This window comes from Maribacter huludaoensis, assembly GCF_029350945.1.
Lineage (GTDB): Bacteria > Bacteroidota > Bacteroidia > Flavobacteriales > Flavobacteriaceae > Maribacter > Maribacter huludaoensis.
This window is the reverse complement of the sequence record NZ_JARKMS010000004.1, coordinates 143,413-170,095: the sequence shown is the minus strand read 5'-3', so window position 1 is coordinate 170,095 and position 26,683 is coordinate 143,413. Positions and strand designations below refer to the sequence as shown.

The following is a 26,683-nucleotide window of genomic DNA, read 5'->3' as shown; positions in this document are numbered from 1 at the left end:
TTTATTCTTCCGTATCTGGGTTTTCTGTTTTCGTCCCCTCTTCTGCATCATTAGTATCAACCTCCGTGCCATTTTCAGTTTTCACTTCAATATCAAGTATTTCAGCTTCTTCCAAATCATCCTCATCTTTCATCACCTTGGCAACGGCAGCAATAGAGTCATTACCCTTAATATTGATCAAACGTACACCTTGAGTTGCCCTACCCATAACACGTAGATCTTCTACGCTCATACGAATTGCAATTCCAGATTTATTGATAATCATTAAGTCATCAGAATCGGTAACGTTTTTAATAGCTACTAGTCCGCCCGTTTTATCGGTTACGCTAATAGTCTTAACACCTTTACCTCCTCTATTGGTTACTCTATAATCATCAATACTTGAACGTTTACCATAACCTTTTTCAGAAACAACTAATATTTCATCTTCAAAATTATGAACGCTAACCATACCAATTACCTCATCATCGTCGTTAGCCAAAGTAATACCACGTACACCAGATGCATTTCTACCCATTGGCCTAGTTTTGCTCTCTTCAAAACGAATTGCCTTACCGGATTTAAGTCCTAAGAAAATCTCACTTGAACCTGTAGTTAATTTAGCTTCTAACAATTCATCACCATCACGCACGGTAATGGCATTAATACCATTTTGACGTGGTCTTGAATATTGCTCCAACGATGTTTTCTTAACAACACCTTTTTTGGTAGCCATTATTACATAATGCGCATTGATATACTCTTCATCTTTTAAATCTTGCGTGCAAATGAATGCTTTTACACTATCATCTTGCTCAATATTTATAAGGTTCTGAATTGCCCTACCTTTTGATGTTCTACTACCTTCAGGAATTTCGAATACCCGCATCCAGAAACATTTTCCTTTTTGCGTAAAGAACAACATATACTGGTGATTGGTTCCTACAAATAAATGCTCTAGAAAATCTTCATTTCTGGTTGAGGACGCTTTTTGACCGACTCCTCCCCTATTTTGTGTTTTATATTCGCTTAATGGAGTTCTTTTGATATAACCTGCGTGAGAAATGGTAATAACCACTTGCTCATCGGGTATCATATCTTCCATGCTTAAATCACCACCCGCTATATTTATTACAGATCTTCTTTCATCTCCATATTTATCTTTGATTTCAAGAAGTTCATCTTTAATGATTTCCATTCTACGCTCCTTCTTATCAAGAATATCTTTCAAATCGGCAATAAGAAGCATAATTTCATCATACTCCGTTCTTAACTTGTCCTGTTCAAGACCGGTAAGTTGACGAAGTCTCATTTCTACGATCGCCTTGGCCTGAATTTCACTTAATTTAAATCTTTCAATTAAGTTGGTTCTTGCCTCATCAGCATTTTTAGAAGCCCTAATAATGGCAATTACTTCATCTATATTATCCGATGCTATAATCAACCCTTCTAATATATGCGCACGATCTTCAGCTTTCTTTAACTCAAACTGAGTACGTCTTACCACAACCTCGTGTCTATGCTCAACGAAATAGTGTATCATCTCCTTCACATTCAACAACTGCGGTCTTCCATTGACCAGAGCTATGTTATTGACACTAAAGGAAGTTTGCAAAGCCGTATACTTAAAAAGCATATTTAAAACGATATTTGGTATAGCATCTCTCTTTAAGATGTACACAATACGCATACCGTTACGGTCAGATTCATCTCTAATACTAGAGATACCATCTAATTTTTTATCATTGACAAGATCCGCCGTTTTCTTGATCATGTCCGCTTTGTTAACCTGGTATGGAATTTCGGTAACAACGATACACTCACGCCCTTGAACTTCTTCAAAAGTTGCTTTTGCTCGCATTTTTACACGCCCCCTACCGGTATGAAAAGCCTCTTTTACACCATCATAACCATAAATAATACCTCCTGTAGGAAAATCTGGAGCTTTAATATGTGTTATTAACTCATCTATTTCTATGTCATTATTATCAATATATGCAACCGTACCATCTATAACCTCTGATAAATTGTGTGGAGGCATATTGGTAGCCATACCTACAGCAATACCGGAAGCACCGTTAACCAACAAACTTGGCACCCTAGTAGGTAGTACCGTTGGTTCTTTTAAAGAATCATCAAAATTCAACTGATAATCTACAGTTTCCTTTTCAATGTCAATAAGCATATCATCTGCGATCTTGCGCATTCTAGCCTCTGTATAACGCATTGCCGCAGGGCTATCACCATCAACAGAACCAAAGTTACCTTGACCATCTACAAGCATATAACGCAAGCTCCATTCTTGAGCCATACGAACCATGGCATCATAAACCGAAGTATCGCCGTGTGGATGGTACTTACCTAAAACTTCACCAACAATACGTGCAGATTTTTTATGTGAGCTATTACTTCTAACTCCTAATTCATGCATTCCGAAAAGAACTCTTCTGTGCACGGGTTTCAACCCATCCCTGACATCTGGCAGGGCACGTGACACTATGACCGACATTGAGTAATCAATGTAGGCAGATTTCATTTCCTCTTCAATATTAATGGGAATCAATTTTTCACCGTCAGCCATTTTAAAATCTTCTGTTTTTTAATTAGTAAAAAAGCATGCCAATATACTTAAATCCTGAGCGTTTTAAGAATAAGTGGATTTAATAATATTATTTTTTATTAACACTGGGCATAGTTATGTTAATTTTTACTTTCTAAGCGTATTTAGACACTATAAAAGCCGTATTTAATGGGTTTTACAATAACTTTAACGATTATAGGTACGGTATTTGCCATTGATTGAATCATATTTAGTAATTTTATAGTAGATAATATAGTATATGGATGATAATTTTTCCCCAAGAGTTAAGGATGTAATTGCTTATAGCAAAGAGGAAGCATTGCGTCTTGGTCACGATTTTATCGGTACCGAGCACCTCATGCTAGGGCTTCTTAGAGATGGAAACGGGAAGGCTATAAGCATTTTAGATGCTTTAGAAGTTGATCTTGAACACCTACGTAGAAAAGTAGAAATACTTAGTCCTTCTAACCCTAACGCCAGTGGCGTACAAAAAGATAAAAAGAATTTACACCTAACAAGGCAGGCAGAGCGTGCATTGAAGACAACCTTTTTAGAAGCCAAGCTTTTTCAAAGTTCCTCAATCAACACAGCACACCTATTACTTTGTATTCTTAGAAACGAAAACGACCCTACTACGAAGCTTTTACACAAATTAAAGGTGGATTATGACGGAGTTAAGGAACAGTTTAAATTTATGATTACAAGCGACGACGATATGGTTGACGGGCCTACGGCCGAGTCTTTCCCTAGTGATTCTGAAGACGCTAATGAAGGTAAAGAAAGTACTTTCGGAGCTTCTTCTAGCCAAAAAGGCACCAAGAAATCCAAAACCCCGGTGTTAGATAATTTTGGTAGGGACCTTACCCAAATGGCAGAGGAAAATAAATTGGACCCAGTTGTTGGTAGAGAAAAAGAAATAGAAAGGGTTTCTCAAATTCTTAGTAGAAGAAAAAAGAACAACCCATTACTTATAGGTGAGCCCGGTGTTGGTAAAAGTGCCATTGCAGAAGGTCTTGCCCTAAGGATCATCAACAAAAAAGTTTCTAGAATTCTTTATAACAAAAGAGTTGTTACCCTTGATCTAGCTTCATTAGTTGCCGGTACAAAATATCGTGGACAGTTTGAAGAGCGAATGAAGGCCGTAATGAACGAACTGGAAAAAAATGATGATGTCATTTTATTTATTGACGAAATTCATACTATTGTAGGCGCAGGTGGTGCTACAGGAAGTTTAGATGCTTCAAACATGTTTAAACCAGCTCTTGCAAGAGGTGAAATTCAATGTATAGGTGCCACTACCCTTGATGAATACAGACAGTACATTGAAAAGGACGGTGCTTTAGAAAGACGTTTTCAAAAGGTTATTGTTGAACCTACCTCTGTTGATGAGACAATTGAAATCTTACACAATATAAAAGGTAAATACGAAGATCACCATAATGTAACCTATACGGACGAAGCTATTGAAGCTTGTGTTAAATTGACAAATAGGTACATGACCGATCGTTTTTTACCGGACAAAGCTATTGATGCCCTTGATGAAGCGGGTTCTCGAGTACACATTGTAAATATGGACGTTCCAAAACAAATTCTTGAATTGGAAAAGAAATTGGAAGATGTACGCGAGCTAAAGAACAGCGTTGTCAAAAAACAAAAATACGAGGAAGCCGCAAAGTTACGTGACGATGAAAAAAGTCTAGAAAAGGAACTGGCCATTGCCCAAGAACGTTGGGAAGATGATAGCAAGCTCAACAAAGAAACCGTTAGCGAAGATAATGTTGCAGACGTAGTTTCCATGATGAGCGGCATTCCTGTCAACAGAATTGCGCAGACCGAGAGTAACAAACTTGCAGGATTGCCAGAGCTTATCAAATCTAACGTGATTGGTCAGGATGACGCGGTCGCAAAGGTCTCAAAAGCGATACAACGTAATAGAGCCGGACTTAAAGATCCTAACAAGCCAATTGGTTCGTTTATATTCTTAGGTCAAACGGGAGTTGGTAAAACACAACTGGCAAAAGTATTGGCAAAAGAGCTATTTGATTCTGAAGATGCACTTATTCGTATTGATATGAGTGAGTACATGGAGAAGTTCGCCATTTCTAGATTGGTTGGTGCACCTCCAGGGTATGTAGGTTATGAAGAAGGTGGTCAGCTGACCGAAAAAGTTAGAAGAAAACCTTACTCTGTAATTCTTTTAGATGAAGTTGAAAAAGCGCATCCAGACGTATTTAATATGCTTTTGCAAGTATTGGATGATGGTTTCTTGACGGATAGTCTAGGACGTAAAATTGATTTTAGAAATACCATTATTATAATGACTTCTAATATCGGTGCCAGACAATTAAAAGATTTTGGCCAGGGTGTCGGTTTCGGTACATCTGCCAAAAAGTCACAAGAAGATGCACATCAAAAAAGTGTCATAGAAAATGCTTTGAAAAAAGCTTTCGCCCCTGAATTCTTAAATAGAATTGATGATGTAATCGTTTTTAACGCGCTAGAAAGAAAAGACATTCACAAAATCATTGATATAGAATTAGCGAAGTTGTTCAAGAGAATCAAAGATATTGGTTACCATTTGAACCTTACTGACGAGGCTAAAGATTATATCGCCGAGAAAGGTTTTGACAAACAGTATGGAGCTAGACCGTTAAAAAGAGCAATTCAAAAATATATTGAAGATGCACTTGCGGAAGAAATAGTGAATTCTAAACTTAAGGAAGGGGATAGTATTTACATAGACCTGGATAAAAAAAGTGAAGAATTGACCATTAAAATTGAAAAAGCAGAAGAAGAATCACCTAAAACATAGGTATTCCCACTTTATTAATATTTGAAAAGGAGCCCTTTGTAGGGCTCCTTTTTCGTACAATTCATTTTCTATTGTAAGAATACAAATACACTGTTAGGTAAGCATACGCAGTACGAACGATATTTTAGCGTTTAAACTAAAAATTTACCTAGAAAATGGAGTTCCTTTTACTTTCGCTTCAGACACACTATATAATAAATTTAAGAATGAAGTTAGGATCTACCAAGAAAAAGGTAATTGTGCGGGAGTACGAATTAGAAACTGGAAAAATTCAAGTATATGATAATTACATGGTATCAATTTTTGATGAGGGAGCTACACTAACTTTAGAGAGAGCATATCAAATAATTGGTATATCAGAGATTCATTTTAGGGACAGAAATTTTGGTTTTATCAGTTTACGCAAAAATTCCTTTGCCATAGATCCTACCATCTATAACTATCTTAAACAATTAGACAACCTTAAAGCTTTTGCAATTGTATCTGTAAAAGAGATAGATATGCATAACTTTAAGATTGAAAAACTGTTCTATAAAAAACCAATGAAATTTTTCATTGAATTTGATAATGCCTTAAAATGGGTAAAAAGAAGAGTTAATTCTTAGAGAAAATCAACTTTGTTGATTTTCTTCCTCTACAACAGGCTGTTCAGGCATTTTAAATAAATCTAAATATGCACCAGCTATATTTTCAATTAAATGAGAGGCCGTTAAAGATTGAAATCCTGTAGATTCTACAGCAATATCACCAGATTTACCATGTAAATAAACTCCAAATATTGCCGCATCTAAAGCAGCATAGCCTTGTGCGCACAAACCTGTAATTACACCCGTTAAAACATCACCACTTCCTGCGGTTGCCATACCAGGATTACCGGTCGTATTCACATAACCCTTGTCATTCTTAACTACCATAGTATGTGCTCCTTTAATTACCACGATACATTTATGCTTTTTAGAAAATTTCTTGACCTTTGCCAGTTTATCAAAATCATCTTTCCATTTACCAATTAATCTCTCCAGCTCTTTTGGATGCGGAGTCAAAATTGCATCTCCTGGTAAATCTTTTAATAAGACTTTGTTTTGTGATAGAATATTAAGAGCATCCGCATCGAGCACCAATTGTTGCTCATTACTTTTTAGGAAAGCCGATAATGCATTCACAGTGCCCTCACTAGTACCCATACCTACTCCTACCCCAATGACAGATGGCTCTATATCATATTTAATATCCGTTAGTTCTTTTTCGTTAACATCAGTTAACACCATAACTTCCGGTAAAGATGTCTGTAGAATATTGTAACCTATTCTAGGTATAAACGATGTTACCAGACCACTACCTGAGTAAAGCGCCGCTTTAGACGAAAGACAAACAGAGCCCATTTTGCCATAACTACCACCAATGATCAATGAATGACCGTAGGTACCCTTATGCCCGTATTTCTCACGAGGTTTATACATGGTAAGGACTTCATTCTTACCTATTAATTCATAATCGGTTTCCGTTTCCCTTAAATATTCCGGATCTAAGCCAATATCCAATACTTCCCATTGTTCTACATACTTTCCGGTTTCCGGCAAGAAAAAAACTAGTTTGGGAGTTTGAAAACTCAATACAAAATTAGACTTGATGATGGCATCAAAATCCTTAGGTCCTTGATCGGTGAATAATCCTGAAGGAATATCTATAGAAAGAATAAATGCTTGAGAATTATTTAAATGCTGAATTACTTTAACGACCCATTCATCTGGAGTTCTATTTAATCCTATTCCAAAAATTCCGTCCACAATTATATCTTCCCTTCCTATTACCGGTAACTCATCATCACAATTCATAAAATTAGGCCACACCTTACGATCTTTCAGTCTATCTAAATTTATCAGAAAATCCTTTGATCGCTTTTCGCTGTAATTAACAACATAGACTTCTACATTGTAACCATGATCCACAAGATGTCTTGCAAGCGCTATTCCATCGCCACCGTTATTACCTATACCACAGAACAAATGTATTTTAACAGGCGCCCCTTGCATGCGCAAATGCATCCAATTAAATACTTGTATGGCAGCACGTTCCATTAATTCGTTACTACCTATTTCTTCTTTCTTTATAGAAATTTGATCTGCCTTATAAATCTGTTTTGCACTATATAATTTCATTCTTTATTTTTTTTATAGCTAAAAAGTAACGATTCCGTAAAAAATTGTGGAATCATTTGATTAAGATATCAAATGTACTACATTTGATTTTCAACCATTAGTATTTATGGACTGCTCAATAACAGACATAACATTAGATTTCACTTCAGCTACTATTACTTATGGTACAGCTACGGCGCGTTTCACCCTTTGGGGTTAAAAACTATATATCTCCGTACCCGTGTTTAATTACACCATATCTTAAATTACAAAGTCAATATTACACATCATGAAAGTTCTAAAATTCGGTGGTTCATCTGTAGCCAAGCCTGAAAATATAGTTAAAATTAAAAATATAATCTCCAAATACAACGACCCTATAATTTTGGTCGTTTCAGCTTTAGGAGGTGTTACCGATCTATTATTGGAAGCCGGCACATTAGCTGCTAACCAAAATCAATCCTATAAAGAAATTTTAAACACTTTAGAAGAAAGACATTTATCTACTATAAAAGAATTGATGCCGGTTACGGCACAAAGTAAAGTGCTCAGCAAAGTAAAAAGTGAGTTCAATGTGCTAGAAACCCTTTTAGAAGGTGCTTTTTTTATTGGGGAAATCACCCCAAAATTATCAGATAAAATTGTGAGTTACGGAGAACTTCTCTCCTCATACATCATTAGCGAATACCTTATCAGCGAAAAACTAGATGCTGAATTTAAAGACAGTAGATCGCTTATTGTTACACATAAACTTAATGGTAAAAATGTGGTTAATTTTGCTAAAACCAATGCAAACTGCATCAACTATTTTAAAGCTTCAACCAAACAAGTAATCGTATGTCCTGGTTTTATAGCCACATCAGAAGAGGGTATTTCTACTACATTAGGTAGGGGTGGCTCTGACTATACGGCCGCTATTTACGCTGCCGCCATAGATGCCCAAGTTCTAGAAATTTGGACAGACGTTAGTGGAATGTACACCGCAAATCCTAAAATGGTGAAGCAAGCCAAAGCAATTCCGCATATTTCGTACGAGGAAGCCATGGAGTTGTCCCACTTTGGCGCCAAGGTACTTTACCCACCTACTATTCAGCCGGTATTGACCAAAGGAATATCAATAGTTATAAAGAATACTTTTAGTCCTGATGAAGCCGGAACATTAATTACAAAATCCAAGAACGAAAAAGGTAAGACTGTTCGTGGAATAAGCCATATAGGAAATATTGCGCTGCTTTCTTTAGAAGGATCTGGCATGGTAGGTATTCCGGGAATTTCAAAACGCTTTTTCGAAGTACTTTCTCAAGCTGATATTAGCGTAGTATTAATTACGCAAGCTTCTTCTGAGCATTCTATCTGTGTAGGTATTTCTGCCGATGATGTTGAAAAAGCAGTAAGCATAGTTAACGAAGCCTTTGAATATGAGATCGAAAGAGGTCGTATTAAGCAGGTAATTCCTGAAAATAATTTAGCAATTGTTGCTTTGGTTGGTGACAACATGAAGAGCCATCAAGGTTTAAGCGGAAAAATGTTCAGCACACTTGGTAAGAACAATGTAAATATTAGAGTAATTGCCCAAGGTGCATCTGAAAGAAATATTTCTTGTATTATAGATGAAAAGGATGTCAAAAAAGCGCTTAACGCACTGCATGAAGAGTTTTTTGAGGAGAACATTAAACAATTGAACCTATTTGTAATGGGTGTTGGTAATGTTGGCGCTAAATTTTTAGAGCAAATTAAGGAGCAGCGTAAGTTCTTGAAAGAAAACTTAAAGTTGAATATTCGAGTAATAGGAATGTCCAATTCAAGAACCATGCTTTTTGATGAAAAAGGGATTGATTTAAATAATTGGTCTGCAAAACTTGCCGAGGGAGAAAAAGCCGATAAAGTCAAATTCTTAGAGTTGGTAAATAATTTAAACTATAGAAATAGCATTTTTGTTGATAATACTGCAAGTGAAGAGGTTTCTAAAACGTATAGCGAGTATTTGGGCAACAGCATTTCTGTAGTAACCTGTAATAAAATTGCATGTTCCTCTGCATTTGAGAACTATTCACATTTAAAATCTTTAGCGAGAACATATAACGCACCGTTTTTATTTGAAACCAATGTTGGCGCCGGTCTACCTATAATTGATACACTTAAACATTTAATAGCTTCTGGCGATAAAATATTAAAAATACAAGCTGTACTTTCTGGAAGTTTAAATTTTGTTTTCAATAATTTTAATGACCAAACTACCTTTCATGACGTGGTAAAACAAGCTCAGGAAGAAGGCTATACGGAACCTGATCCAAAAATTGATTTAAGTGGCGTTGACGTAATGCGTAAAATTTTGATCTTAGCTCGCGAGAGTGGAAATCAATTGGAAATTAGTGACATTACCAACAATCCGTTTTTACCTGAAGAGAGTTTAAATACAAAAAATAACGAAGAATTTTTTGCTTCTTTAATAAAGCATGAAGCGCATTTTCAATCTTTATTTACCAGCGCCGAAAATGCAAATAGTAAATTAAAGTATGTGGCGCAATTTGATAATGGCAAGGCTAGTGTTGGTCTTCAGGAAATACCTAAAGGCCATGATTTCTATAACTTAGAAGGTAGTGACAATATTGTTCTTTTTTATACGGAAAGATACCCTGACCAACCAATGATCATAAAAGGGGCAGGTGCCGGTGCAGCGGTTACAGCCTCTGGTATTTTTGCGGATATAATACGTATTGGAAACTTCTAAATTTCACAACAACAGTCTCATTATGAACCAAAGCGAAATAAAAGTTTTTTGTCCGGCAACTGTTGCAAACGTTTCATGCGGATTTGATGTTCTTGGCGTTGCACTTGACTCGGTCGGTGATGAAATGGTGGTTAGAAAAGTGCCTCAAAAAGGAATTAAGATCACCAAACTTACCGGACAAGATTTACCAAAAGAGACCTTGAACAATGTTGCCGGTGTGGCAGGTAACGCTTTTTTATTGGCGTCTGATTATGATGGCGGATTTGAAATTGAAATTGACAAAAGAATAAAACCCGGTAGCGGTATAGGTAGTAGTGCAGCAAGTTCTGCGGGTGCCGTTTGGGCCATGAACCAATTGTTGGGCAACCCTTTCGGCAAAACAGAGTTGGTTAAATTTGCAATGGAAGGTGAACGTTTGGCAAGTGATGTTGCCCATGCAGATAATGTTGCCCCTGCCCTTTTTGGTGGTTTTACACTGGTACGTAGTTATGATCCTTTGGATATTATTGCAATACCGGCCCCAACGGAGCTTTATGTAACGGTAATACATCCACAGATAGAAATAAAAACTTCAGATTCTAGAAAGATTTTAAAGACGACTATTTCTATGGAAACCGGAATTAAGCAATGGGGAAATGTAGGCGGTCTTTTGGCAGGTTTATTCAAACAAGATTACGAACTTATTGGCAGATCTCTTGAAGACCATATAGTAGAGCCTATTCGCTCTATCTTAATACCAGGTTTTGATGAAGTTAAAAAAGTTTCTCTAGATGCCGGTGCCCTAGGTTCTGGAATTTCTGGCTCAGGACCTTCCATATTTGCATTTAGCAAAGGAAACGATACTGCAATAAAAGTGGGCAATGCAATGAAAACCGTTTATGATAAAATTGGAATTGCTTATGAAATACATATATCCAAAATTAATATGGAAGGCGTAAAACTTATATAAGTTGGCCAGTAGTACATAAATAACATTAAAATATATTCAGCTTGAAATTCTATAGTCTAAACAACAAAGCACCCGAAGTTTCCTTTGATACTGCCGTAATTAACGGTATAGCACCTGATAAAGGTTTGTATTTTCCAGAGAAAATCAGTCCATTATCAAGCTCTTTTTTTGAAAATATTGAAAATTTATCGAATGAAGAAATTGCATTTAAGGCAATACAGCAATTTGTAGAAGGGATTGTACCCAATGATGTATTGAAAGATATATTAAAGGAGGTATTGGATTTTGCTTTTCCGGTAGTTGAGATTACTCCCAATATTGCTACATTAGAACTGTTTCACGGTCCTACCATGGCCTTTAAGGATGTTGGCGCTCGTTTTATGGCGCAATGTCTAGGTTATTTCTCTAGATCTAGCGATAATGAGGTTACCGTACTCGTAGCTACTTCCGGTGATACCGGCGGTGCCGTAGCCAATGGTTTTCTTGGCGTAGACGGAGTAAATGTCGTTATTCTTTACCCTAGCGGAAAAGTGAGCGATTTTCAAGAAAGACAACTTACTACTTTAGGAAAAAACATTACTGCTTTAGAAGTAGATGGTACTTTTGATGATTGCCAAGCTATGGTAAAGAATGCCTTTTTAGATAAGGAACTTCTTGACCATATGAAGCTGACTTCTGCCAATTCTATAAATGTAGCCCGTTGGTTACCACAATTATTTTATTTTCTTTTCGCATATAAGCAAGCAAAATCAAAAGATAAAGAAATTGTTTTCTCTGTTCCTTCGGGCAACTTCGGTAACATCTGCGCAGGATTAGTTGCTCAAAGATTGGGTATGCCCGTTAAGCACTTTGTTGCCTCTACAAACGTGAACGACACCGTACCACAGTTTATGCTTACAAAAGAGTACACTCCCAAACCTTCTACAGCGACAATTTCAAATGCTATGGATGTTGGTGACCCTAGCAACTTTATAAGAATAAGACATCTGTTTCAAGATAATTTTGAAGAGCTGAAAGAGCACCTTTCTTCTTTTTCGTTTAACGATAATGAAACCAAAGATGCTTTAAAGGAAATTTACGATATAAAAGGGTACATTGCTGATCCTCACGGCGCTGTAGGCTACTTGGGATTGAAAAAATATCAAGAACAATATCCTGATACTTATGGTATTTTTTTAGAAACTGCCCACCCGGTAAAATTCTTGGACGTCGTGGAAGAAACCCTAAATGAGAAATTAGAAATCCCTTATCAAATCCAGAAAGTAATGGGTAAAACTAAAAAATCAATTAAGATTTCTACCTATGGCGGACTCAAGGATTTTCTATTAAAATCTTAGAACTTACTTAAAGAATAATATTTTCCCAATTCAAGGTTTAGCCACATTTGCTTCTATTTATTTTCGATAAATTTGTATCGCTAATAAATAGACTAAAATGAAAAATACTGCGCTTACCACAACACACGAATCTCTTGGTGCCAAAATGGTACCGTTTGCCGGTTATAATATGCCTGTTTCTTACGAAGGTGTAAATGCTGAACATGAAACAGTACGTAATGCTGTTGGGGTTTTTGATGTATCTCACATGGGCGAGTTTTTAATTTCTGGACCAAACGCGTTAGCCTTGATTCAAAAAGTATCTTCTAACGATGCCTCAAAATTAACTATTGGCAGAGCACAGTATAGCTGCTTACCTAATGAAACGGGTGGTATTGTAGATGATCTTATCATATATAAAATAAAAGAAGAGCAGTATTTGTTGGTGGTAAACGCCTCTAACATTGAAAAGGACTGGAACCATATTTCTTCATACAATGCGGATTTAAAAGCAGATATGAGAGACTTGTCCGAAGGTTATTCCCTTTTGGCAATACAAGGACCAAAAGCAGTGGAAGCTATGCAATCATTGACCTCCATTAATTTAGCCGATATTAAATTCTATCATTTTGAAGTATCTGATTTTGCCGGTATAGAGAATGTAATTATTTCAGCTACAGGATATACAGGTTCTGGTGGATTTGAAATTTACTGCAAAAATGAAGAAGTAAAACAAATATGGGACAAGGTTTTTGAAGCCGGAGCTGATTTTGGTATTAAACCGATCGGATTAGCTGCAAGGGACACTTTACGCCTAGAAATGGGCTACTGCCTTTATGGAAATGATATTGACGACAACACCTCTCCGTTTGAAGCCGGTTTAGGATGGGTTACAAAATTTACCAAAGACTTTGTAAACTCTGAAGCTTTAGCAAAAGAAAAACAACAAGGTCCAGCACGTAAATTAGTAGCATTTGAATTAGATGAACGTGGTATACCTAGACATGGTTACGATATTGTAGATAGTAGCGGAAAAACCATAGGCGTGGTAACATCCGGTACTATGTCTCCTTCTATGGGAACCGGAATAGGATTAGGTTACGTTCCTCCTGTATTTACTGAAATAGGTAGTAAAATCAATATTCAAATTAGAAAGAAAGCTGTGCCTGCAACTGTGGTTAAATTACCATTTTACAAAAAATAAATGATAGATTTTCAAAGTGTTCTCACCGCTATAAATGAAGCTGCATCCAACGAGAAGGAAAGGGGAGAAATTGCTGATTATATTCCAGAATTGGCAAAAGTAGATGTAAACAATTTTGGTATACACCTTATTGATAGTCAACAGAACGACTATGCTGCAGGAGATTCTAATGAACTGTTTTCAATTCAAAGTATCTCAAAGGTTTTAACATTATCCATGGCATTGAGCCTTATTGGTGAAAATGTTTGGGAACGTGTAGATGTAGAGCCTTCCGGCGACCCATTTAACCATCTATCATTATTGGAGCTTGAAAATGGAATACCTAGAAATCCGCTAATAAATCCGGGTGCAATTGTCATTACGGATATTTTGGTTTCCAAATTAGAAAACCCGAAAGAAGATTTTCTAACCTACGTTAGGGATATTGCAGGTGATAATACAATAGATTATGATGAAACCGTAGCACTTTCTGAAAAGAAAACAGGGTTCAGAAATTTTGCAGCTGCCAACCTTCTAAAATCTTATGGCAATTTAAATAATGAGGTAGATGTTGTTTTAGACTTCTATTTTCATCAATGTTCACTAGCCATGAATTGCGCACAACTAACGCATATATTCTATGTTTTCATGAATCATGGTAAATGTAGAAGAAACAAATCATACTTGACCTTATCCCAGGTAAAACGTATTAATGCCATAATGCTAACATGTGGATTCTATGATGAAGCAGGTGAATTTGCTTTTGAAGTTGGTCTGCCTGGCAAAAGTGGCGTTGGCGGTGGCATTGTAGCATTGCTACCAAATAAATTCTGTGTAGCCACATGGTCTCCAGGACTCAATGCCAAAGGGAATTCCAAATTAGGAATGCTAGCCCTAGAAAAATTAACTACAGATACAGAACTTTCTATTTTTTGAAATTAGACTCTAAAAAAATATTGATTCTTGGCGGAAGCGGATTCATAGGTAATGCAATTTACAAGGAACTTTGTAATTATTTCGATACCTATGGTACCTATTGCCATGCCGCGAATTCATTTTCCTCAAACAAGCAATTTGTACATTATAACCTTGAAGAAGACGATATCGTTGAAATTTTAGAAGAAATTAAGCCACAAGTAATCATTTCAGCCGTTAGGGGAAATTTTGCCGCTTTGGTCATTGCCCATAATCATATTGTAGAATATGTTTTAAAAGAGGACTGCAAGATATTCTTTATTTCTTCTGCCAATGTTTTTGATGCATATAGCAAGTATCCATCTTACGAACTGGACAAGACTTTATCCGAAAGCATTTATGGCAGACTTAAAATTAAAATTGAGAATATGCTACTTAGGTTACCAAAAAACAAAATGGCAATACTACGGGTACCTATGGTGTTTGGCAACAGTTCTCCAAGGGTTAGGGATATGAAAAAGGCCATCCTAGAAAATGAACCGGTAGAAGTGTTTCCTAATTTGATATTGAATGTTACCAATGATGACAAGTTAACGCAACAAATTCACTACCTTATAAATAGAAATAAAACGGGTATTTATCACTTAGGCAGCAATGACCTTACTCATCATGAAGATTTTATAAAAGAAATATTAGAGCGTGTCGGTAATTTTAATCCTATTATAAAAAGGGTGTATACTACCAATGAGGATAGATATTTGGCTGTTTTGCCAAAGACCTATACCTTACCTAAAAATTTACAATTTAACTTTCAGGAAATTATTGACCATCATGTTTTAAATTAATAACAATTATGAAAGAAATGGAAAAATTTACGGATCAGCAAATAGCGGACTATTTGGGTCAACTAGACGGATGGGAATATGTGGATGGAGCCATAGAAACCACTTTTGAATTTAAAAATTTTAAAGAAGCATTTTCTGTAATGACAAGAATTGCATTTGAATGCGAAGCCCAAGGTCATCACCCAGATTGGAGCAATGTGTACAACACCTTAAATATTCGTTTAAACACTCATGATGCCAACGGCGTTACTGAAAAAGATTTTGTTCTAGCAAGAACAATTGAAGACATAATAGAGAGTGAATTTTAATAACCGATAAAAATAGTTAAAAATGGCATTCATGAAATTCATTTTATGATTTCTGAACATTGACCGTTTTTGTACATTTGTTAAAAATAATATACCATGGGAAGAGCTTTTGAGTTTAGAAAAGCACGTAAAATGAAAAGATGGTCCGCAATGTCCAAAGCGTTTACACGTATAGGCAAAGATATTGTAATGGCCGTAAAAGAAGGCGGACCGGATCCAGATTCCAATTCAAGACTAAGAGCAGTTATACAAAATGCCAAATCGGTCAACATGCCAAAGGACAATGTTGAGCGTGCAATAAAGAGAGCAAGTGACAAAAGTCTTGGAGATTACAAAGAAGTTCTTTTTGAAGGTTATGCCCCTCACGGAATAGCTGTTTTAGTAGAAACTGCTACCGACAATAATACTAGAACTGTCGCCAATGTTAGAAGTTACTTTAACAAATGTAACGGTAACCTAGGCACATCAGGTTCTGTTGAATTCATGTTTGATCATACTTGCAACTTTCGCATTCCAGCGGAAGGTATTGACCCAGAAGAATTGGAACTGGAATTGATCGATTTTGGTGCAGAAGAGGTATTTGTTGATGATGACGGAATATTAATTTACGGATCTTTTGAGAGTTTTGGCGCTCTACAGAAAGAATTGGAAAACCGTGAAATAGAAATTTTATCTTCAGGCTTTGAACGTATACCACAAGTGACAAAAGCACTTAACGAAGAAGAAGCCGCAGATGTTGAAAAGCTGCTAGAAAAATTAGAAGAGGACGATGATGTACAAAATGTATATCACTCTATGCAAGAATAAACTTTACATATTCTATAAAAAAAGGAGACCTATTTGGTCTCCTTTTTTTTGTTTATAAGATTAGAATACAAAAATGAATTCATCAATACTTCCCCTCCACTCCTTCAAAAAAAGCATGATATTTTTTGAAGTCGGCTTCTTTATCTTCTGTTGGGATAAGAGGTTCTGATAATTTTATTTCTTTTTTGCCGTAGTCAAACGCTACTAATACAATAGGTACATTGGCGGTTTTAGCAATGTAGTAGAAACCTGTTTTCCATTTTTCTACTTTTTTTCTGGTACCTTCCGGTGATAGCGCTAATCTGAACTTTTTTCGTTCACTGAATATCTCCGCTGTAGCTTTTACGGTATCATTGGTTTTAGTACGATCTATTGGTGCACCACCTGTCCATCGAAAAAACCAACCAAAAGGAGGTTTGAATAAACTCTTCTTGCCAACAAAATTAATTTCTTCTTGCCAGACTGCACGAATTAACAATCCTAAGAGGAAATCCCACCAACTGGTATGCGGCACTACGATAGCCACAAATTTATCAAGATGGGAAGGAAAGGCTCCGTTCAATTTCCATCCTAAAATTTTAAAATATATAAATTTTGCTAATTGTTGCATATAATATGATTGTAGATTCCCCTAATTGAGAAATACTACTAAATAAATAATTGAAATAAACTATATTTTTTGATAAATAGCTTTAAGCTTTTCGGGGGTAATTGTGGACTTCCAGTCCTCACCTAAGGCATTTTCCCATAGCGGTTCCATACCCATAGCAACGGTAATCATGGTGTCCATTTCGCCGTCTGACAGGTTTGCGCAAATTCCTTTTGGCAATTCTATATCATGCTTTTTGAGCATCTTATTAAATAATAATACTCCTTCTGGATAAAACTCCTCTAAATATTGAAAAACAAGACAATTGCCTATGCCATGTTTTACACCTAAAACGTAACCTAGACCATAACTCATGGCATGTGCTACACCCACCTGTGAATAGGCTATGCTCATACCACCATGCCAAGATGCCATCATTAGCTTCTCTCTACTATCCGATTCTTCCAAATCTTCTAAAAAAACCTCTTTACAAAGTTCTAACGATTTCTCGCCATAACTTTGGCTAAAGGCATTTAAAAATGTTCCATTTAGCGATTCTATACAATGTATAAAACAATCCATACCAGTATAAAACCATTGTTCTTTTGATACTCCTTTGGTTAAATCTGGATCTAACAAGACCTGATCAAAAGTGGTATAGTCCGAGTTTATCCCTAATTTTTTTTCGGGCCCCATTAAGACCGTTGTCCTTGAGACTTCTGCTCCTGTGCCGCTTATAGTTGGTATACCTACGTGATAGATAGCTTGTTTATTTACCAAATCCCATCCTTGGTAATCTGATGCACTACCTTTGTTGGTAAGCATGATAGCAACCGCCTTTGCCAGGTCTAGCAAAGTACCGCCACCGATGCCAATAATGCCTGATGGCATTTCAGTGTACTTCTCCCGTATCATTTTAACAAGAGCGTCCACTTGTTCTGTTTTTGGCTCTTCTTCGGCAGATATCAATACAATCTGGTCACAAAAGATATTTGGTATTCTATTTATAAGGTCTGCGTTTTCAAAAACATCATCGACCAAATAAATCATGGGTGCTTCTGAGTGTTTTCTCTTTGGCATCAAAATATCACCTAGGGTATCAAAACTTCCTTTGCCATAGACCACCCTGGGTACCATAGGAAAGTTACGGAACTCTTGTGTAGCCTTAGTGGGTATATTTTCTTTCGCCATCTTTTTATTCACCTCCATAGTCATTAAACATGCTTCAAAATATCTACCAATGAACTCATTGTAGTATATCCTTTATTCTCTACCACACCTGTAACCTCTTCATGCTGCCATGTTGTATGAAAAGGAACATGAACTGCTCGCGCTCCTATTTCCACTAAAGGCAAAACATCAGATTTTAATGAATTTCCTATCATTAAAAACTCGCTTGGCTTTATTTGTAAATGTTCTAACAAATCACTGTAATTCTTTTCCTTTTTATCGCTCAACACTTCTACATGATGAAAATATTGGGACAAACCTGATCGTTCCAATTTTCTTTCTTGATCTAAAAGATCTCCTTTTGTCAAGACAATTAACCGGTATTTATCCTTCAAACTTTTTAATACATCTTCCACCCCATCCAATAATTCTACAGGCTGCGTTATCATTTCCTTCCCCAGCTCTAAAAGCGCTCCGATAGTTTTTGATGAAATCTGATTATTTGAAAGTTCTAAAGCACATTCTATCATAGATAGCATAAAGCCTTTTATGCCATATCCATATAGATCTAAATTCTTTATTTCTGTTCTAAAAAGCTCTTGATCAATTTTATTCTTAGTTTCATACTTCTCCAATAAATTGGCAAACTTATCTTCAGTATCTCTAAAATAGGTCTCATTTACCCATAAGGTATCATCTGCATCAAAACCGATAACATTTATTCCTTCAAAATCTATTTCCATGCTGCTTGGGCTTTCTTTAGGTCTTCAGGAGTATCAATTTCTATGCCCTGAACATTGGTTTCTACCATTTTAATCTTCTTGCCATATTCCAAATAACGTATTGCTTCAATTTTCTCGGTCGCTTCTAATTGTAACATGGGCAACCGCTGAAAATCCATTAAGGCACTTTTTCTAAAAGCGTAAATACCTTTATGCTTATAATATATGGTCTGATCACTTTTTGCTCTTGGGTAAGGTATGGGCGACCTTGAAAAATACAATGCAAAGTCTCTATTATCAACTATAACTTTTACGGTATTCGGATTATTTATTTCCTCTTCATCCGTTATCTTGACCATTAGAGAAGCCAAATCTATTTCTTTGTGAATATCATCTTCAAAAACCTTCATTACACCTTCCAAACTCTCTCTATCTGTAAATGGTTCATCACCTTGCACATTAACTATAATATCCACATCCATTTGCATCACCGCTTCCGCAATGCGATCACTACCACAATCATGCTCTTTTTGACTCATGATAGCCAAGCCGCCCGCATTAGTAATAGTATCATAGATTACATCGCTATCCGTAACTACATAAACTTCATCAAACAATTTGGTGTGTACCGCAGCTTGGTATGTTCTTAAAATGACCGGTTTACCAGCTAGATCTTGCATTAATTTTGCAGGAAATCTAGATGCCGCATAACGAGCAGGTATCATTGCTATTTTCTTCAACTACTTTTATTTTATGTTTTTGCCTTTGGTCGTAAGCTTCTGTATATCCTAAAAATGACAACTAAGATGATAATGACCAAAACTGCCGCTAAGATAGGTGCAAATATTGACGCGACCGATACCACTGCAGCAGTACCTGTCTCTACCGTAGTAATCACAGGATTTGCCAAACCGCCTGTTGTGGCAGTAGATGCCAACCTACCTGTTGCACCTGCTCCTTTTATGGCCGTGGCAGTACCGCCACCGGCTATAATGGCCAATGACCAGGTTATTACCGGATCTAAATCCGCTACCGTTGAAACCATTACCGCTGTACCCGCAATTGCTGCCAAAGGCACTGCAATACTATCCAATAAATTATCGAACCAAGGAATGAAATAGGCGAATATTTCTAAAAATGTAGCTACACCCAAAGTCAATACGGCCACAAAACTTCCTATCCATTGCCAATTGTCATTTAGTTCCCATACTCCAAAATAAGAAGCCAAGCTCAAAGCGAACAATGGCAAAAAAACCCTAAAACCTACAGATGCCGCTAGACCTACCCCTAAAAATATACTTAATACCGTATCTGTTGTCATATTATATGTACCGTTTGCTAAACATTTTTTACTGCTTCAATAATCACTAAAATAACCTTTTCTTAATCAAGAAAAAAATCGTCCTTAAAACCAATAAGATACAACTTGCTCTTGGCCCTGGTCACCGCGGTATACAACCAACGCAGATATTCTTTATCTATACCATTGGGCAAATATGGCTGTTCCACAAAAACGGTATTCCACTGCCCTCCTTGAGATTTATGACAGGTTATGGCATAAGAGAATTTCACCTGTAACCCATTAAAATATTTGTTATTCTTTACACCCAAAAATTTCTTATACTTAGAACTTTCATGCGCAAAATCTTTCATTACTTCTTGATACAACCTATTACCATCTTCATAAGACAATGAAGGCGATTCTGCCGTAATAGTATCAAGTAACAAAACGGTTTCAAATGGTGCCATATTCGGATAATCGACCATTTTAACCTTGACCTCAGCAAACTTAAAAGTGTAAATTTCCTTAATATCATATATTTCAAGAACCTCTATGATATCTCCGTTCGCTATAAATCCAGCCTCGGAACTTGGTTTCAACCAATAATAGTTATTCTTGACCACCATCATAAAATCGCCTACGGCAATATCGTTTTCAAGAAATAAAATTCGTTCCCTAATATTTTGATTATAAAGATTTGCCCGTTTATTGGAGCGGACGATAAATGCAGTTTCTTCTTTTCCGTTTTCCGAATACGAGCTATCAATGGCTTCTTGAATCTCATTACCGTCTATTAATCTTACTATATCGGTAAACGGATCAACATCAAATTTAAAGTCTTCAAAAAATTCACTTTGCAACTGCTCCCTTAATAAGGTAGCATTTGCCAGAATTCCTGAATCGCCAGCTTGCCTTACTACTTCATTTAATTCTAAACGAACCACTTCTTTATTATAATTTAAAGAAAGTTTATCACCGTCCAGAGCCGGACTCAATACCAAATGCACCGGAGGTAATTGTGCAGTATCGCCTATTAACAACAACTTACATTTGTGACCAGAATAAACGAACATCATTAAATCATCTAATAAAGATCCGTTTTCAAATAATTTAGAATCGGCCGCGGTATCCGGTATCATTGATGCCTCATCAACAATGAACAAAGTGTCCCTATGCTTATTAGGTGCCATAACAAACTGCACCCCACCACCGCTCTGCTTCTTGGGAAAATAAATTTTTCTATGGATGGTAAATGCCTGTGTTTTTGAATAATTTGACATCACTTTTGCCGCTCTACCAGTTGGTGCCATAAGCACAGCTTTCTTTTGAACCTTCCATAAACTATTAACCAAAGTACCTATTAAAGTAGTTTTACCAGTACCTGCGTAACCTTTTAATAAAAAAACTTCATCTTTGACCGTTGAAAGGGTAAACTCCGCCAATTTTTGCAAAGCCACTGATTGTGTGGCAGTTGGTGTATGAGGAAATTTGTTTTCTAGTATACTATAGAATGATGCGGGTGTTGTTGGTTTCATGTGCCTTCAAAGATAAAGATGATTTTTAGCCTAAAAACTTTTACGATTAAAAAAAAATTGTAGATTTGTGAAGACCACTAAATAAAAATAACACATACGAAATGAAGACCATTATACAAATTGTACTTTGGATTGGATGTATCGCTTTAGGATACTTTATTTACAACTCCATTACTGGACCAATCAAATTTAAAGAAGTAAAAATAGAGCGTTATTCGCAGGTTATTGCCAAATTGAAAGATATTAAAAACTCTCAAGAAGCTTATAAAACCGTAAACGGTAAATACGCCAATGACTTCAATAGTCTTATTCGTTTTATCGACACTGGTAAATATGTTATTACACAACAAAGAGATTCTTCTTTTATGGAGTTTGATAAAGCTTACGGTATAGATATGCTGAAAGAAGTTAAGATCATTGATACTTTAGGGACAGTTTCTGTAAAAGATTCACTTTTTAAAGCGGATACCAGATACAAAACCTTAATGGACGTACCTACCGCAGCAAATGGTGAAAAATTTACGATGAAAGCTGGTTTTGTTGAAAAGAGTGGCTACAAAGCTCCTGTTTTTGAAGCAAAAGTGGACAAAGATGTTGTTCTTTATGATCAGCCAAAAGATTTGTTATCTCGTGAAAAAGCTGCATTAAGTGTAGAAGAAGTAAATGGACCATCAATTTACGTAGGTTCTTTAGACGAAGTTAGTACAAGCGGTAACTGGCCTTCCATATATGACAAAAAAGTTAAACAATAGTAGCTTAAACATAGCGGATAAAAGTTTTAAAAAATTGTCCATTCAGGTTAGCTTGAATGGACTTTCTTTTTGTGTAGCAGACACTGTTTCGCAAAAATTGTTGATTTCTGACAGAATTGATTTTTCTGAAGAAAAAAATCCAATGACCGCTAAAGATGAATTGGAAAAGCTTTTTCAAAGGCATGATATTGAAAACATGCAGTTTGATGAAGTGGTAGCCGTTCATAGAAATACCCTTTTTGGCCTGGTCCCAAAATCTTTGTTCAATACAGATCATTTAAATGAATACCTAAAATTTAACACCAAGGTATTGGCTAATGATGTTTTAGCTTATGACGAGGTAGAAAACCATGATCTAGTTAATGTATATGTACCCTATGTAAACATTAACAACTATATCTATGATCTTTTTGGGGAGTTTGATTTTATGCATAATGGCACGGTATTATTGCAATCTTTATTAAACAACCAAACACAAAACCAAGAGATTACGTGTTTTGTACATGTGAATAAGGATCAACTGGATATTACGGTTCTAAACCAGCGTAAACTACTATTGTACAATAGTTTTAAATATCAGACAAAAGAAGACTTTGCCTATTACTTACTTTTTGTAATTGAACAATTGGAACTAGACCCTAAAAACGTAATTGTAAAATTATTTGGGGATATTGAAGAAGACGACGAAACTTTTCAACTTTGCTATAATTACATTCAACATATAAGCATTTTTGAACCATCGGCGGCCCAACTATTAAAACTTGGAGAACCTTCATCAGGCTCCATAGATTTCACCCTTATCAATACTATATAATGCGCATCATATCTGGAAAACATAAAGGACGTAACCTAATGGCTCCTAAAAAACTACCTGTTAGGCCCACGAAAGATATGGCCAAAGAGAGCTTGTTCAATATTTTAAATAATAGCTATTATTTTCCAGACATTAAAGTCCTTGATCTTTTTGCAGGTACCGGTAATATAAGTTACGAATTCTCTTCTAGGGGCGTTGATGATATACTCGCTATTGATGCTCACTCCGGATGCATACAATTTATTGATAAAACGGTTGAAATGCTAGATATGGATATTCGCACTTTAAAGAGTGATGTATTTACCTTTCTACAAAGAAATACCGAAAAATTCGATATTATATTTGCAGATCCTTTTTATGATATGGAATTAGCCGATTTTGAAAAACTGCCACAACTGGTTTTTGAAAATGACCTTCTTCTGGAAGATGGGGTATTGATTATAGAACATTCCAACAGAACTAGTTTGGCCGAATTTCCCCACTATAAAAATTCTAGAAAATACGGCGGAAGTGTTTTTAGCTTTTTTGAAAAGTAAATTCTAAAAGCATAGACCCAATTATTAAAGTGTAAAAAACCGTCGACTATGCTCAAGGTTTTTTACATTAGGTAAATTAAAGATTTACTATCTTAATAAAAAAGCAGGCCATAAGCCGGATTCTGTATTCTGAAAAATCAGAATTCCTTATCATTTATCTAGGCAAAGGGTTACCCCTAAGCTCTAACCGCCTACCCTTCGATTTGGGCGTGCAGCCCTCAAACACCGATTTACATGACGTTTCACCGTATAGAGTTTACCTGGTTTCACTACAGCCTAACTGTACTTGCTTTCTGTTGCACTTGTCCTCACATCTCTGCGGACGGGCGTTACCCGCTATACTGCACTATGGTGTCCAGACTTTCCTCTCCCAATTACTTGGCAGCGATAAGGTGGCCTGCTGTGCGCAAATGTAAGGCAATTGTTGATAACTATAGATGATCTCTTTTCTTAATTCTCGCTATAATTAAAGGCTATATTTATATTTGTATAAGTTTAATCAGAGATAACATTTTGGAACCATTTATTGTATCGGCCAGAAAGTATAGACCCCAAACATTTAAAGATGTTGTGGGCCAGCAATCTATAACCAATACCTTACAAAATGCAATAGACCAAAATCACTTGGCACAAGCTTTATTATTCTGCGGACCAAGAGGTGTGGGTAAAACTACCTGTGCCCGTATTTTGGCAAAACAGATAAATTCTGATGGTACCGAAAAGGAAAATGAAGATTTTGCCTTTAATATTTTTGAACTTGATGCCGCTTCTAACAACTCGGTAGACGACATTCGTAACCTTATCGATCAAGTTCGTATACCGCCACAAGTTGGTAAATACAAAGTATATATTATTGATGAGGTACACATGTTATCCCAATCTGCTTTTAATGCATTTCTAAAAACCCTAGAAGAGCCACCAAAGCATGCTATTTTCATCTTGGCCACAACAGAAAAGCATAAAATAATACCTACTATTCTTTCTAGATGTCAAATTTTTGATTTTAAAAGAATTACGGTCAAAGATGCTGCCGAGTATTTAAAATATATTGCCGAAAGCCAAGGTGTCAATGCCGAAGATGATGCACTACATATCATAGCCCAAAAGGCTGATGGTGCCATGCGAGATGCCTTGTCCATTTTTGATAGGGTAGTAAGTTTTTCCGGTTCAGAACTTACGCGTAAAGCGGTAACCGAAAACTTAAATGTCTTAGACTACGATACTTATTTTGAGGCAACAGACTTAATATTAGAGCATAATATACCAGGGTTATTATTGTTGTTCAACAAAACCCTATCACTTGGTTTTGACGGGCATCATTTTATATCTGGCCTTGCCTCCCATTTTAGGGATTTAATGGTTTGCCAACATCCTGACACCATCAACTTATTGGAAGTTGGCGAAGCTGCACAACAATTATATAGAGACCAGAGTAAAAAGACCGCTCCCTCCTTCCTGCTTAAAGGATTGGAAATTTCAAACGACTGCGATCTAAAATATAAAACAAGCAAAAATCAGCGCTTACTTGTTGAACTTACACTTATGAAACTTGCCTCTATCAATTTTGATGGAGAAAAAAAAAATCCTGAATCCGTAGCCCTTAACAATAAGACTGTTGATTTTATTGCTCCCTCGGCATTTTACAATCAAGTACCAAGAACATCAAAAAAAGAATCCGATGTTAAACCGGTTACCGGAAATCAACCTGCCGTAACCCAAACCGATATTCCTAAAAAAACAAGTTCTATAAACGAAACTACCGATGCACAGGTTGAATTCAAATCTGCTGTAGGAAATATTGAAAAAGAAGTTGCACCGGTAAAAACTTATGATCCTGAAAAAAAGGTTGTGACCTCAACGTCTGCAGAAATAAGTACCGATGCTAAAAAACCTATTATCAATAGGCCTACAAAACGGGTGTCAGGCCTTTCAATTTCTAGCTTAAATGCTAAAAAACAGCACGAACTCAATAAAATCGAGGTCGTTATTGACGAAAATAATTTGCCTAAAGAGAATTTTACAGAAGAAGAACTACGTAAACATTGGGCAAACTTTATAGAAATCATTGATAAGAAAGGTCAAAAAATTCTAGCATCTAACCTACACTCAGACGTTCCAAAATTAAAAGAAGGTTTCGCTATTTATTTAGAGCTACCTAACAGCACCATGAAAAAGGAAATAGAACGTGAACAGTTCGAATTAATGGAGTATCTACGTGCTAAGCTGAACAACCACTTCATTCATTTAGACATTAAGGTAAATGAAACCACCGCAACAAAGTTTGCTTTTACACCTGAAGAGAAATACGAGAAGTTAAGAGAAAAAAATCCGGTAATAGATTTATTGAGGCAGGAATTCGATTTATTCCTGTAATCTTTTCTTGCTTAAAAAAGCAAACACCAATAGCACTATTGAAATTATTAGAAGTCCAAAAGCCTCTCTCCCCAATTCTACAGTAACAATGTCTCCATCAGTTAAATCAAATCCTTGGAAATTTGTAGGATATAGATATACAAAACCAATAAACGCAAGTACTCCTAAAACTAACGGCACAATATATCCTATCTTATTTAACGCAAATAATAACGATACCACAGCGGCAGTTCCGTAAATAACGATCCAATGTAAAGAGTCTGGATCATTGTACTGCAAGACTGCACCCACAGTAAATAACAATGCAAAAACGTAGCCTAATATCTTAAATAATAGATTCATTTGA

Annotated in this window: 23 protein-coding genes and 1 other RNA gene; 14 read left to right on the top strand and 10 right to left on the bottom strand. The window is 36.2% G+C overall.

Features of this window, described 5'->3' with window-relative positions:
* Position 1: 1 nt before the first annotated feature.
* Positions 2 to 2,560: a DNA gyrase subunit A gene (gene gyrA / locus PXC01_RS13080; RefSeq protein WP_276472737.1), complete on the bottom strand. Its 2,559-nt coding sequence runs from the start codon at positions 2,558 to 2,560 to the stop codon at positions 2 to 4.
* Positions 2,561 to 2,819: 259 nt separating this feature from the next.
* Between gyrA and PXC01_RS13075 the strand changes: the two genes are divergently transcribed.
* The gene (locus tag PXC01_RS13075) at positions 2,820 to 5,372 is read left to right on the top strand and encodes an ATP-dependent Clp protease ATP-binding subunit (RefSeq protein ID WP_276472736.1); all 2,553 of its coding nucleotides are present in this window, start codon (positions 2,820 to 2,822) and stop codon (positions 5,370 to 5,372) included.
* 206 nt (positions 5,373 to 5,578) lie between these two features.
* Positions 5,579 to 5,977, top strand: a complete 399-nt coding sequence (locus tag PXC01_RS13070) for a hypothetical protein (RefSeq protein ID WP_036155664.1) — start codon at positions 5,579 to 5,581, stop codon at positions 5,975 to 5,977.
* Positions 5,978 to 5,983: 6 nt separating this feature from the next.
* On the opposite strand, the gene PXC01_RS13065 is transcribed toward PXC01_RS13070, so the two are convergent.
* The gene (locus tag PXC01_RS13065; protein WP_276472735.1) at positions 5,984 to 7,531 is read right to left on the bottom strand and encodes an NAD(P)H-hydrate dehydratase; all 1,548 of its coding nucleotides are present in this window, start codon (positions 7,529 to 7,531) and stop codon (positions 5,984 to 5,986) included.
* A 268-nt stretch (positions 7,532 to 7,799) separates the two neighbouring features.
* Between PXC01_RS13065 and thrA the strand changes: the two genes are divergently transcribed.
* The 8 genes from thrA (at position 7,800) to PXC01_RS13025 (ending at position 16,564) form a co-directional block, all read left to right on the top strand.
* The gene (gene thrA / locus PXC01_RS13060; protein WP_276472734.1) at positions 7,800 to 10,241 is read left to right on the top strand and encodes a bifunctional aspartate kinase/homoserine dehydrogenase I; all 2,442 of its coding nucleotides are present in this window, start codon (positions 7,800 to 7,802) and stop codon (positions 10,239 to 10,241) included.
* Positions 10,242 to 10,263: 22 nt separating this feature from the next.
* Complete coding sequence (locus PXC01_RS13055; RefSeq protein ID WP_276472733.1) at positions 10,264 to 11,190, top strand: homoserine kinase; 927 nt, start codon at positions 10,264 to 10,266, stop codon at positions 11,188 to 11,190.
* 41 nt (positions 11,191 to 11,231) lie between these two features.
* Positions 11,232 to 12,527, top strand: coding sequence for a threonine synthase (gene thrC, locus PXC01_RS13050; RefSeq protein WP_276472732.1), 1,296 nt, complete (start codon positions 11,232 to 11,234; stop codon positions 12,525 to 12,527).
* 97 nt (positions 12,528 to 12,624) lie between these two features.
* Entirely contained in the window at positions 12,625 to 13,710 is a 1,086-nt protein-coding gene (gene gcvT, locus PXC01_RS13045; RefSeq protein WP_276472731.1) for a glycine cleavage system aminomethyltransferase GcvT, read from the top strand.
* Positions 13,711 to 14,625 (top strand): glutaminase, encoded by a 915-nt coding sequence (locus PXC01_RS13040; protein ID WP_276472730.1) that lies wholly within the window; start codon positions 13,711 to 13,713, stop codon positions 14,623 to 14,625.
* Positions 14,622 to 15,449 carry a sugar nucleotide-binding protein gene (locus PXC01_RS13035; RefSeq protein ID WP_276472729.1) on the top strand — a complete coding sequence of 276 codons (828 nt, stop codon included), beginning with the start codon at positions 14,622 to 14,624 and terminating at the stop codon, positions 15,447 to 15,449. Before PXC01_RS13040 ends, PXC01_RS13035 begins: the two co-directional genes overlap by 4 nt.
* 17 nt (positions 15,450 to 15,466) lie before the next feature.
* Positions 15,467 to 15,757 carry a 4a-hydroxytetrahydrobiopterin dehydratase gene (locus tag PXC01_RS13030; RefSeq protein WP_058105510.1) on the top strand — a complete coding sequence of 97 codons (291 nt, stop codon included), beginning with the start codon at positions 15,467 to 15,469 and terminating at the stop codon, positions 15,755 to 15,757.
* Between the two features lie 96 nt (positions 15,758 to 15,853).
* The gene (locus PXC01_RS13025) at positions 15,854 to 16,564 is read left to right on the top strand and encodes a YebC/PmpR family DNA-binding transcriptional regulator (RefSeq protein ID WP_276472728.1); all 711 of its coding nucleotides are present in this window, start codon (positions 15,854 to 15,856) and stop codon (positions 16,562 to 16,564) included.
* A gap of 82 nt (positions 16,565 to 16,646) precedes the next feature.
* Here the strand turns inward: PXC01_RS13025 and PXC01_RS13020 are convergent, their stop codons facing one another.
* The 6 genes from PXC01_RS13020 to PXC01_RS12995 all read right to left on the bottom strand — a co-directional run bounded on the left by PXC01_RS13020 (position 16,647) and on the right by PXC01_RS12995 (position 21,862).
* The gene (locus PXC01_RS13020; protein WP_276472727.1) at positions 16,647 to 17,174 is read right to left on the bottom strand and encodes a 1-acyl-sn-glycerol-3-phosphate acyltransferase; all 528 of its coding nucleotides are present in this window, start codon (positions 17,172 to 17,174) and stop codon (positions 16,647 to 16,649) included.
* Between the two features lie 60 nt (positions 17,175 to 17,234).
* Positions 17,235 to 18,344, bottom strand: a complete 1,110-nt coding sequence (locus PXC01_RS13015; protein ID WP_276472726.1) for an iron-containing alcohol dehydrogenase family protein — start codon at positions 18,342 to 18,344, stop codon at positions 17,235 to 17,237.
* 23 nt (positions 18,345 to 18,367) lie between these two features.
* Complete coding sequence (locus PXC01_RS13010; RefSeq protein WP_276472725.1) at positions 18,368 to 19,066, bottom strand: HAD family hydrolase; 699 nt, start codon at positions 19,064 to 19,066, stop codon at positions 18,368 to 18,370.
* On the bottom strand, positions 19,057 to 19,770 hold the full coding sequence (kdsB, locus tag PXC01_RS13005) for a 3-deoxy-manno-octulosonate cytidylyltransferase (protein WP_291963504.1): 714 nt from the start codon (positions 19,768 to 19,770) through the stop codon (positions 19,057 to 19,059). Before kdsB ends, PXC01_RS13010 begins: the two co-directional genes overlap by 10 nt.
* Positions 19,771 to 19,796: 26 nt before the next feature.
* Entirely contained in the window at positions 19,797 to 20,366 is a 570-nt protein-coding gene (locus tag PXC01_RS13000) for a DUF4126 domain-containing protein (protein ID WP_276472723.1), read from the bottom strand.
* A gap of 62 nt (positions 20,367 to 20,428) precedes the next feature.
* On the bottom strand, positions 20,429 to 21,862 hold the full coding sequence (locus PXC01_RS12995) for an ATP-dependent DNA helicase (RefSeq protein WP_276472722.1): 1,434 nt from the start codon (positions 21,860 to 21,862) through the stop codon (positions 20,429 to 20,431).
* 101 nt (positions 21,863 to 21,963) lie between these two features.
* Here PXC01_RS12995 and PXC01_RS12990 point away from each other — a divergent pair, with 101 nt between their 5' ends.
* From PXC01_RS12990 to PXC01_RS12980, 3 genes are read left to right on the top strand one after another with little or no spacing between them, the layout of a single operon-like run.
* The gene (locus tag PXC01_RS12990; protein ID WP_276472721.1) at positions 21,964 to 22,614 is read left to right on the top strand and encodes a hypothetical protein; all 651 of its coding nucleotides are present in this window, start codon (positions 21,964 to 21,966) and stop codon (positions 22,612 to 22,614) included.
* On the top strand, positions 22,592 to 23,428 hold the full coding sequence (locus PXC01_RS12985; protein ID WP_276472720.1) for a DUF3822 family protein: 837 nt from the start codon (positions 22,592 to 22,594) through the stop codon (positions 23,426 to 23,428). The genes PXC01_RS12990 and PXC01_RS12985 overlap by 23 nt, the downstream gene beginning before the upstream one ends.
* On the top strand, positions 23,428 to 23,964 hold the full coding sequence (locus PXC01_RS12980) for an RsmD family RNA methyltransferase (protein WP_276472719.1): 537 nt from the start codon (positions 23,428 to 23,430) through the stop codon (positions 23,962 to 23,964). The genes PXC01_RS12985 and PXC01_RS12980 overlap by 1 nt, the downstream gene beginning before the upstream one ends.
* A 96-nt stretch (positions 23,965 to 24,060) precedes the next feature.
* Here PXC01_RS12980 and rnpB read toward each other — a convergent pair.
* An RNA gene (rnpB, locus tag PXC01_RS12975) (RNase P RNA component class A) lies at positions 24,061 to 24,368 on the bottom strand.
* A 109-nt stretch (positions 24,369 to 24,477) separates the two neighbouring features.
* Here rnpB and PXC01_RS12970 point away from each other — a divergent pair.
* Positions 24,478 to 26,337 (top strand): DNA polymerase III subunit gamma/tau, encoded by a 1,860-nt coding sequence (locus PXC01_RS12970; protein ID WP_276472718.1) that lies wholly within the window; start codon positions 24,478 to 24,480, stop codon positions 26,335 to 26,337.
* Here PXC01_RS12970 and PXC01_RS12965 read toward each other — a convergent pair.
* Complete coding sequence (locus PXC01_RS12965; protein WP_276472717.1) at positions 26,326 to 26,679, bottom strand: transmembrane 220 family protein; 354 nt, start codon at positions 26,677 to 26,679, stop codon at positions 26,326 to 26,328. The two genes, PXC01_RS12970 and PXC01_RS12965, sit on opposite strands and share 12 nt — an antisense overlap.
* Between the last annotated feature and the right edge of the window lie 4 nt (positions 26,680 to 26,683).

Excerpts from the sequence above, each read along its gene's own strand:
- gyrA (WP_276472737.1), bottom strand. The coding sequence starts at position 2,560 with ATGGCTGACGGTGAAAAATTGATTCCCATTAATATTGAAGAGGAAATG.
- PXC01_RS13075 (WP_276472736.1), top strand. The coding sequence starts at position 2,820 with ATGGATGATAATTTTTCCCCAAGAGTTAAGGATGTAATTGCTTATAGC.
- PXC01_RS13070 (WP_036155664.1), top strand. The coding sequence starts at position 5,579 with ATGAAGTTAGGATCTACCAAGAAAAAGGTAATTGTGCGGGAGTACGAA.
- PXC01_RS13065 (WP_276472735.1), bottom strand. The coding sequence starts at position 7,531 with ATGAAATTATATAGTGCAAAACAGATTTATAAGGCAGATCAAATTTCT.
- thrA (WP_276472734.1), top strand. The coding sequence starts at position 7,800 with ATGAAAGTTCTAAAATTCGGTGGTTCATCTGTAGCCAAGCCTGAAAAT.
- PXC01_RS13055 (WP_276472733.1), top strand. The coding sequence starts at position 10,264 with ATGAACCAAAGCGAAATAAAAGTTTTTTGTCCGGCAACTGTTGCAAAC.
- gcvT (WP_276472731.1), top strand. The coding sequence starts at position 12,625 with ATGAAAAATACTGCGCTTACCACAACACACGAATCTCTTGGTGCCAAA.
- PXC01_RS13040 (WP_276472730.1), top strand. The coding sequence starts at position 13,711 with ATGATAGATTTTCAAAGTGTTCTCACCGCTATAAATGAAGCTGCATCC.
- PXC01_RS13030 (WP_058105510.1), top strand. The coding sequence starts at position 15,467 with ATGGAAAAATTTACGGATCAGCAAATAGCGGACTATTTGGGTCAACTA.
- PXC01_RS13025 (WP_276472728.1), top strand. The coding sequence starts at position 15,854 with ATGGGAAGAGCTTTTGAGTTTAGAAAAGCACGTAAAATGAAAAGATGG.
- PXC01_RS13020 (WP_276472727.1), bottom strand. The coding sequence starts at position 17,174 with ATGCAACAATTAGCAAAATTTATATATTTTAAAATTTTAGGATGGAAA.
- PXC01_RS13015 (WP_276472726.1), bottom strand. The coding sequence starts at position 18,344 with ATGGCGAAAGAAAATATACCCACTAAGGCTACACAAGAGTTCCGTAAC.
- PXC01_RS13010 (WP_276472725.1), bottom strand. The coding sequence starts at position 19,066 with ATGGAAATAGATTTTGAAGGAATAAATGTTATCGGTTTTGATGCAGAT.
- kdsB (WP_291963504.1), bottom strand. The coding sequence starts at position 19,770 with ATGATACCTGCTCGTTATGCGGCATCTAGATTTCCTGCAAAATTAATG.
- PXC01_RS13000 (WP_276472723.1), bottom strand. The coding sequence starts at position 20,366 with ATGACAACAGATACGGTATTAAGTATATTTTTAGGGGTAGGTCTAGCG.
- PXC01_RS12995 (WP_276472722.1), bottom strand. The coding sequence starts at position 21,862 with ATGAAACCAACAACACCCGCATCATTCTATAGTATACTAGAAAACAAA.
- PXC01_RS12990 (WP_276472721.1), top strand. The coding sequence starts at position 21,964 with ATGAAGACCATTATACAAATTGTACTTTGGATTGGATGTATCGCTTTA.
- PXC01_RS12985 (WP_276472720.1), top strand. The coding sequence starts at position 22,592 with ATGACAAAAAAGTTAAACAATAGTAGCTTAAACATAGCGGATAAAAGT.
- PXC01_RS12980 (WP_276472719.1), top strand. The coding sequence starts at position 23,428 with ATGCGCATCATATCTGGAAAACATAAAGGACGTAACCTAATGGCTCCT.
- PXC01_RS12965 (WP_276472717.1), bottom strand. The coding sequence starts at position 26,679 with ATGAATCTATTATTTAAGATATTAGGCTACGTTTTTGCATTGTTATTT.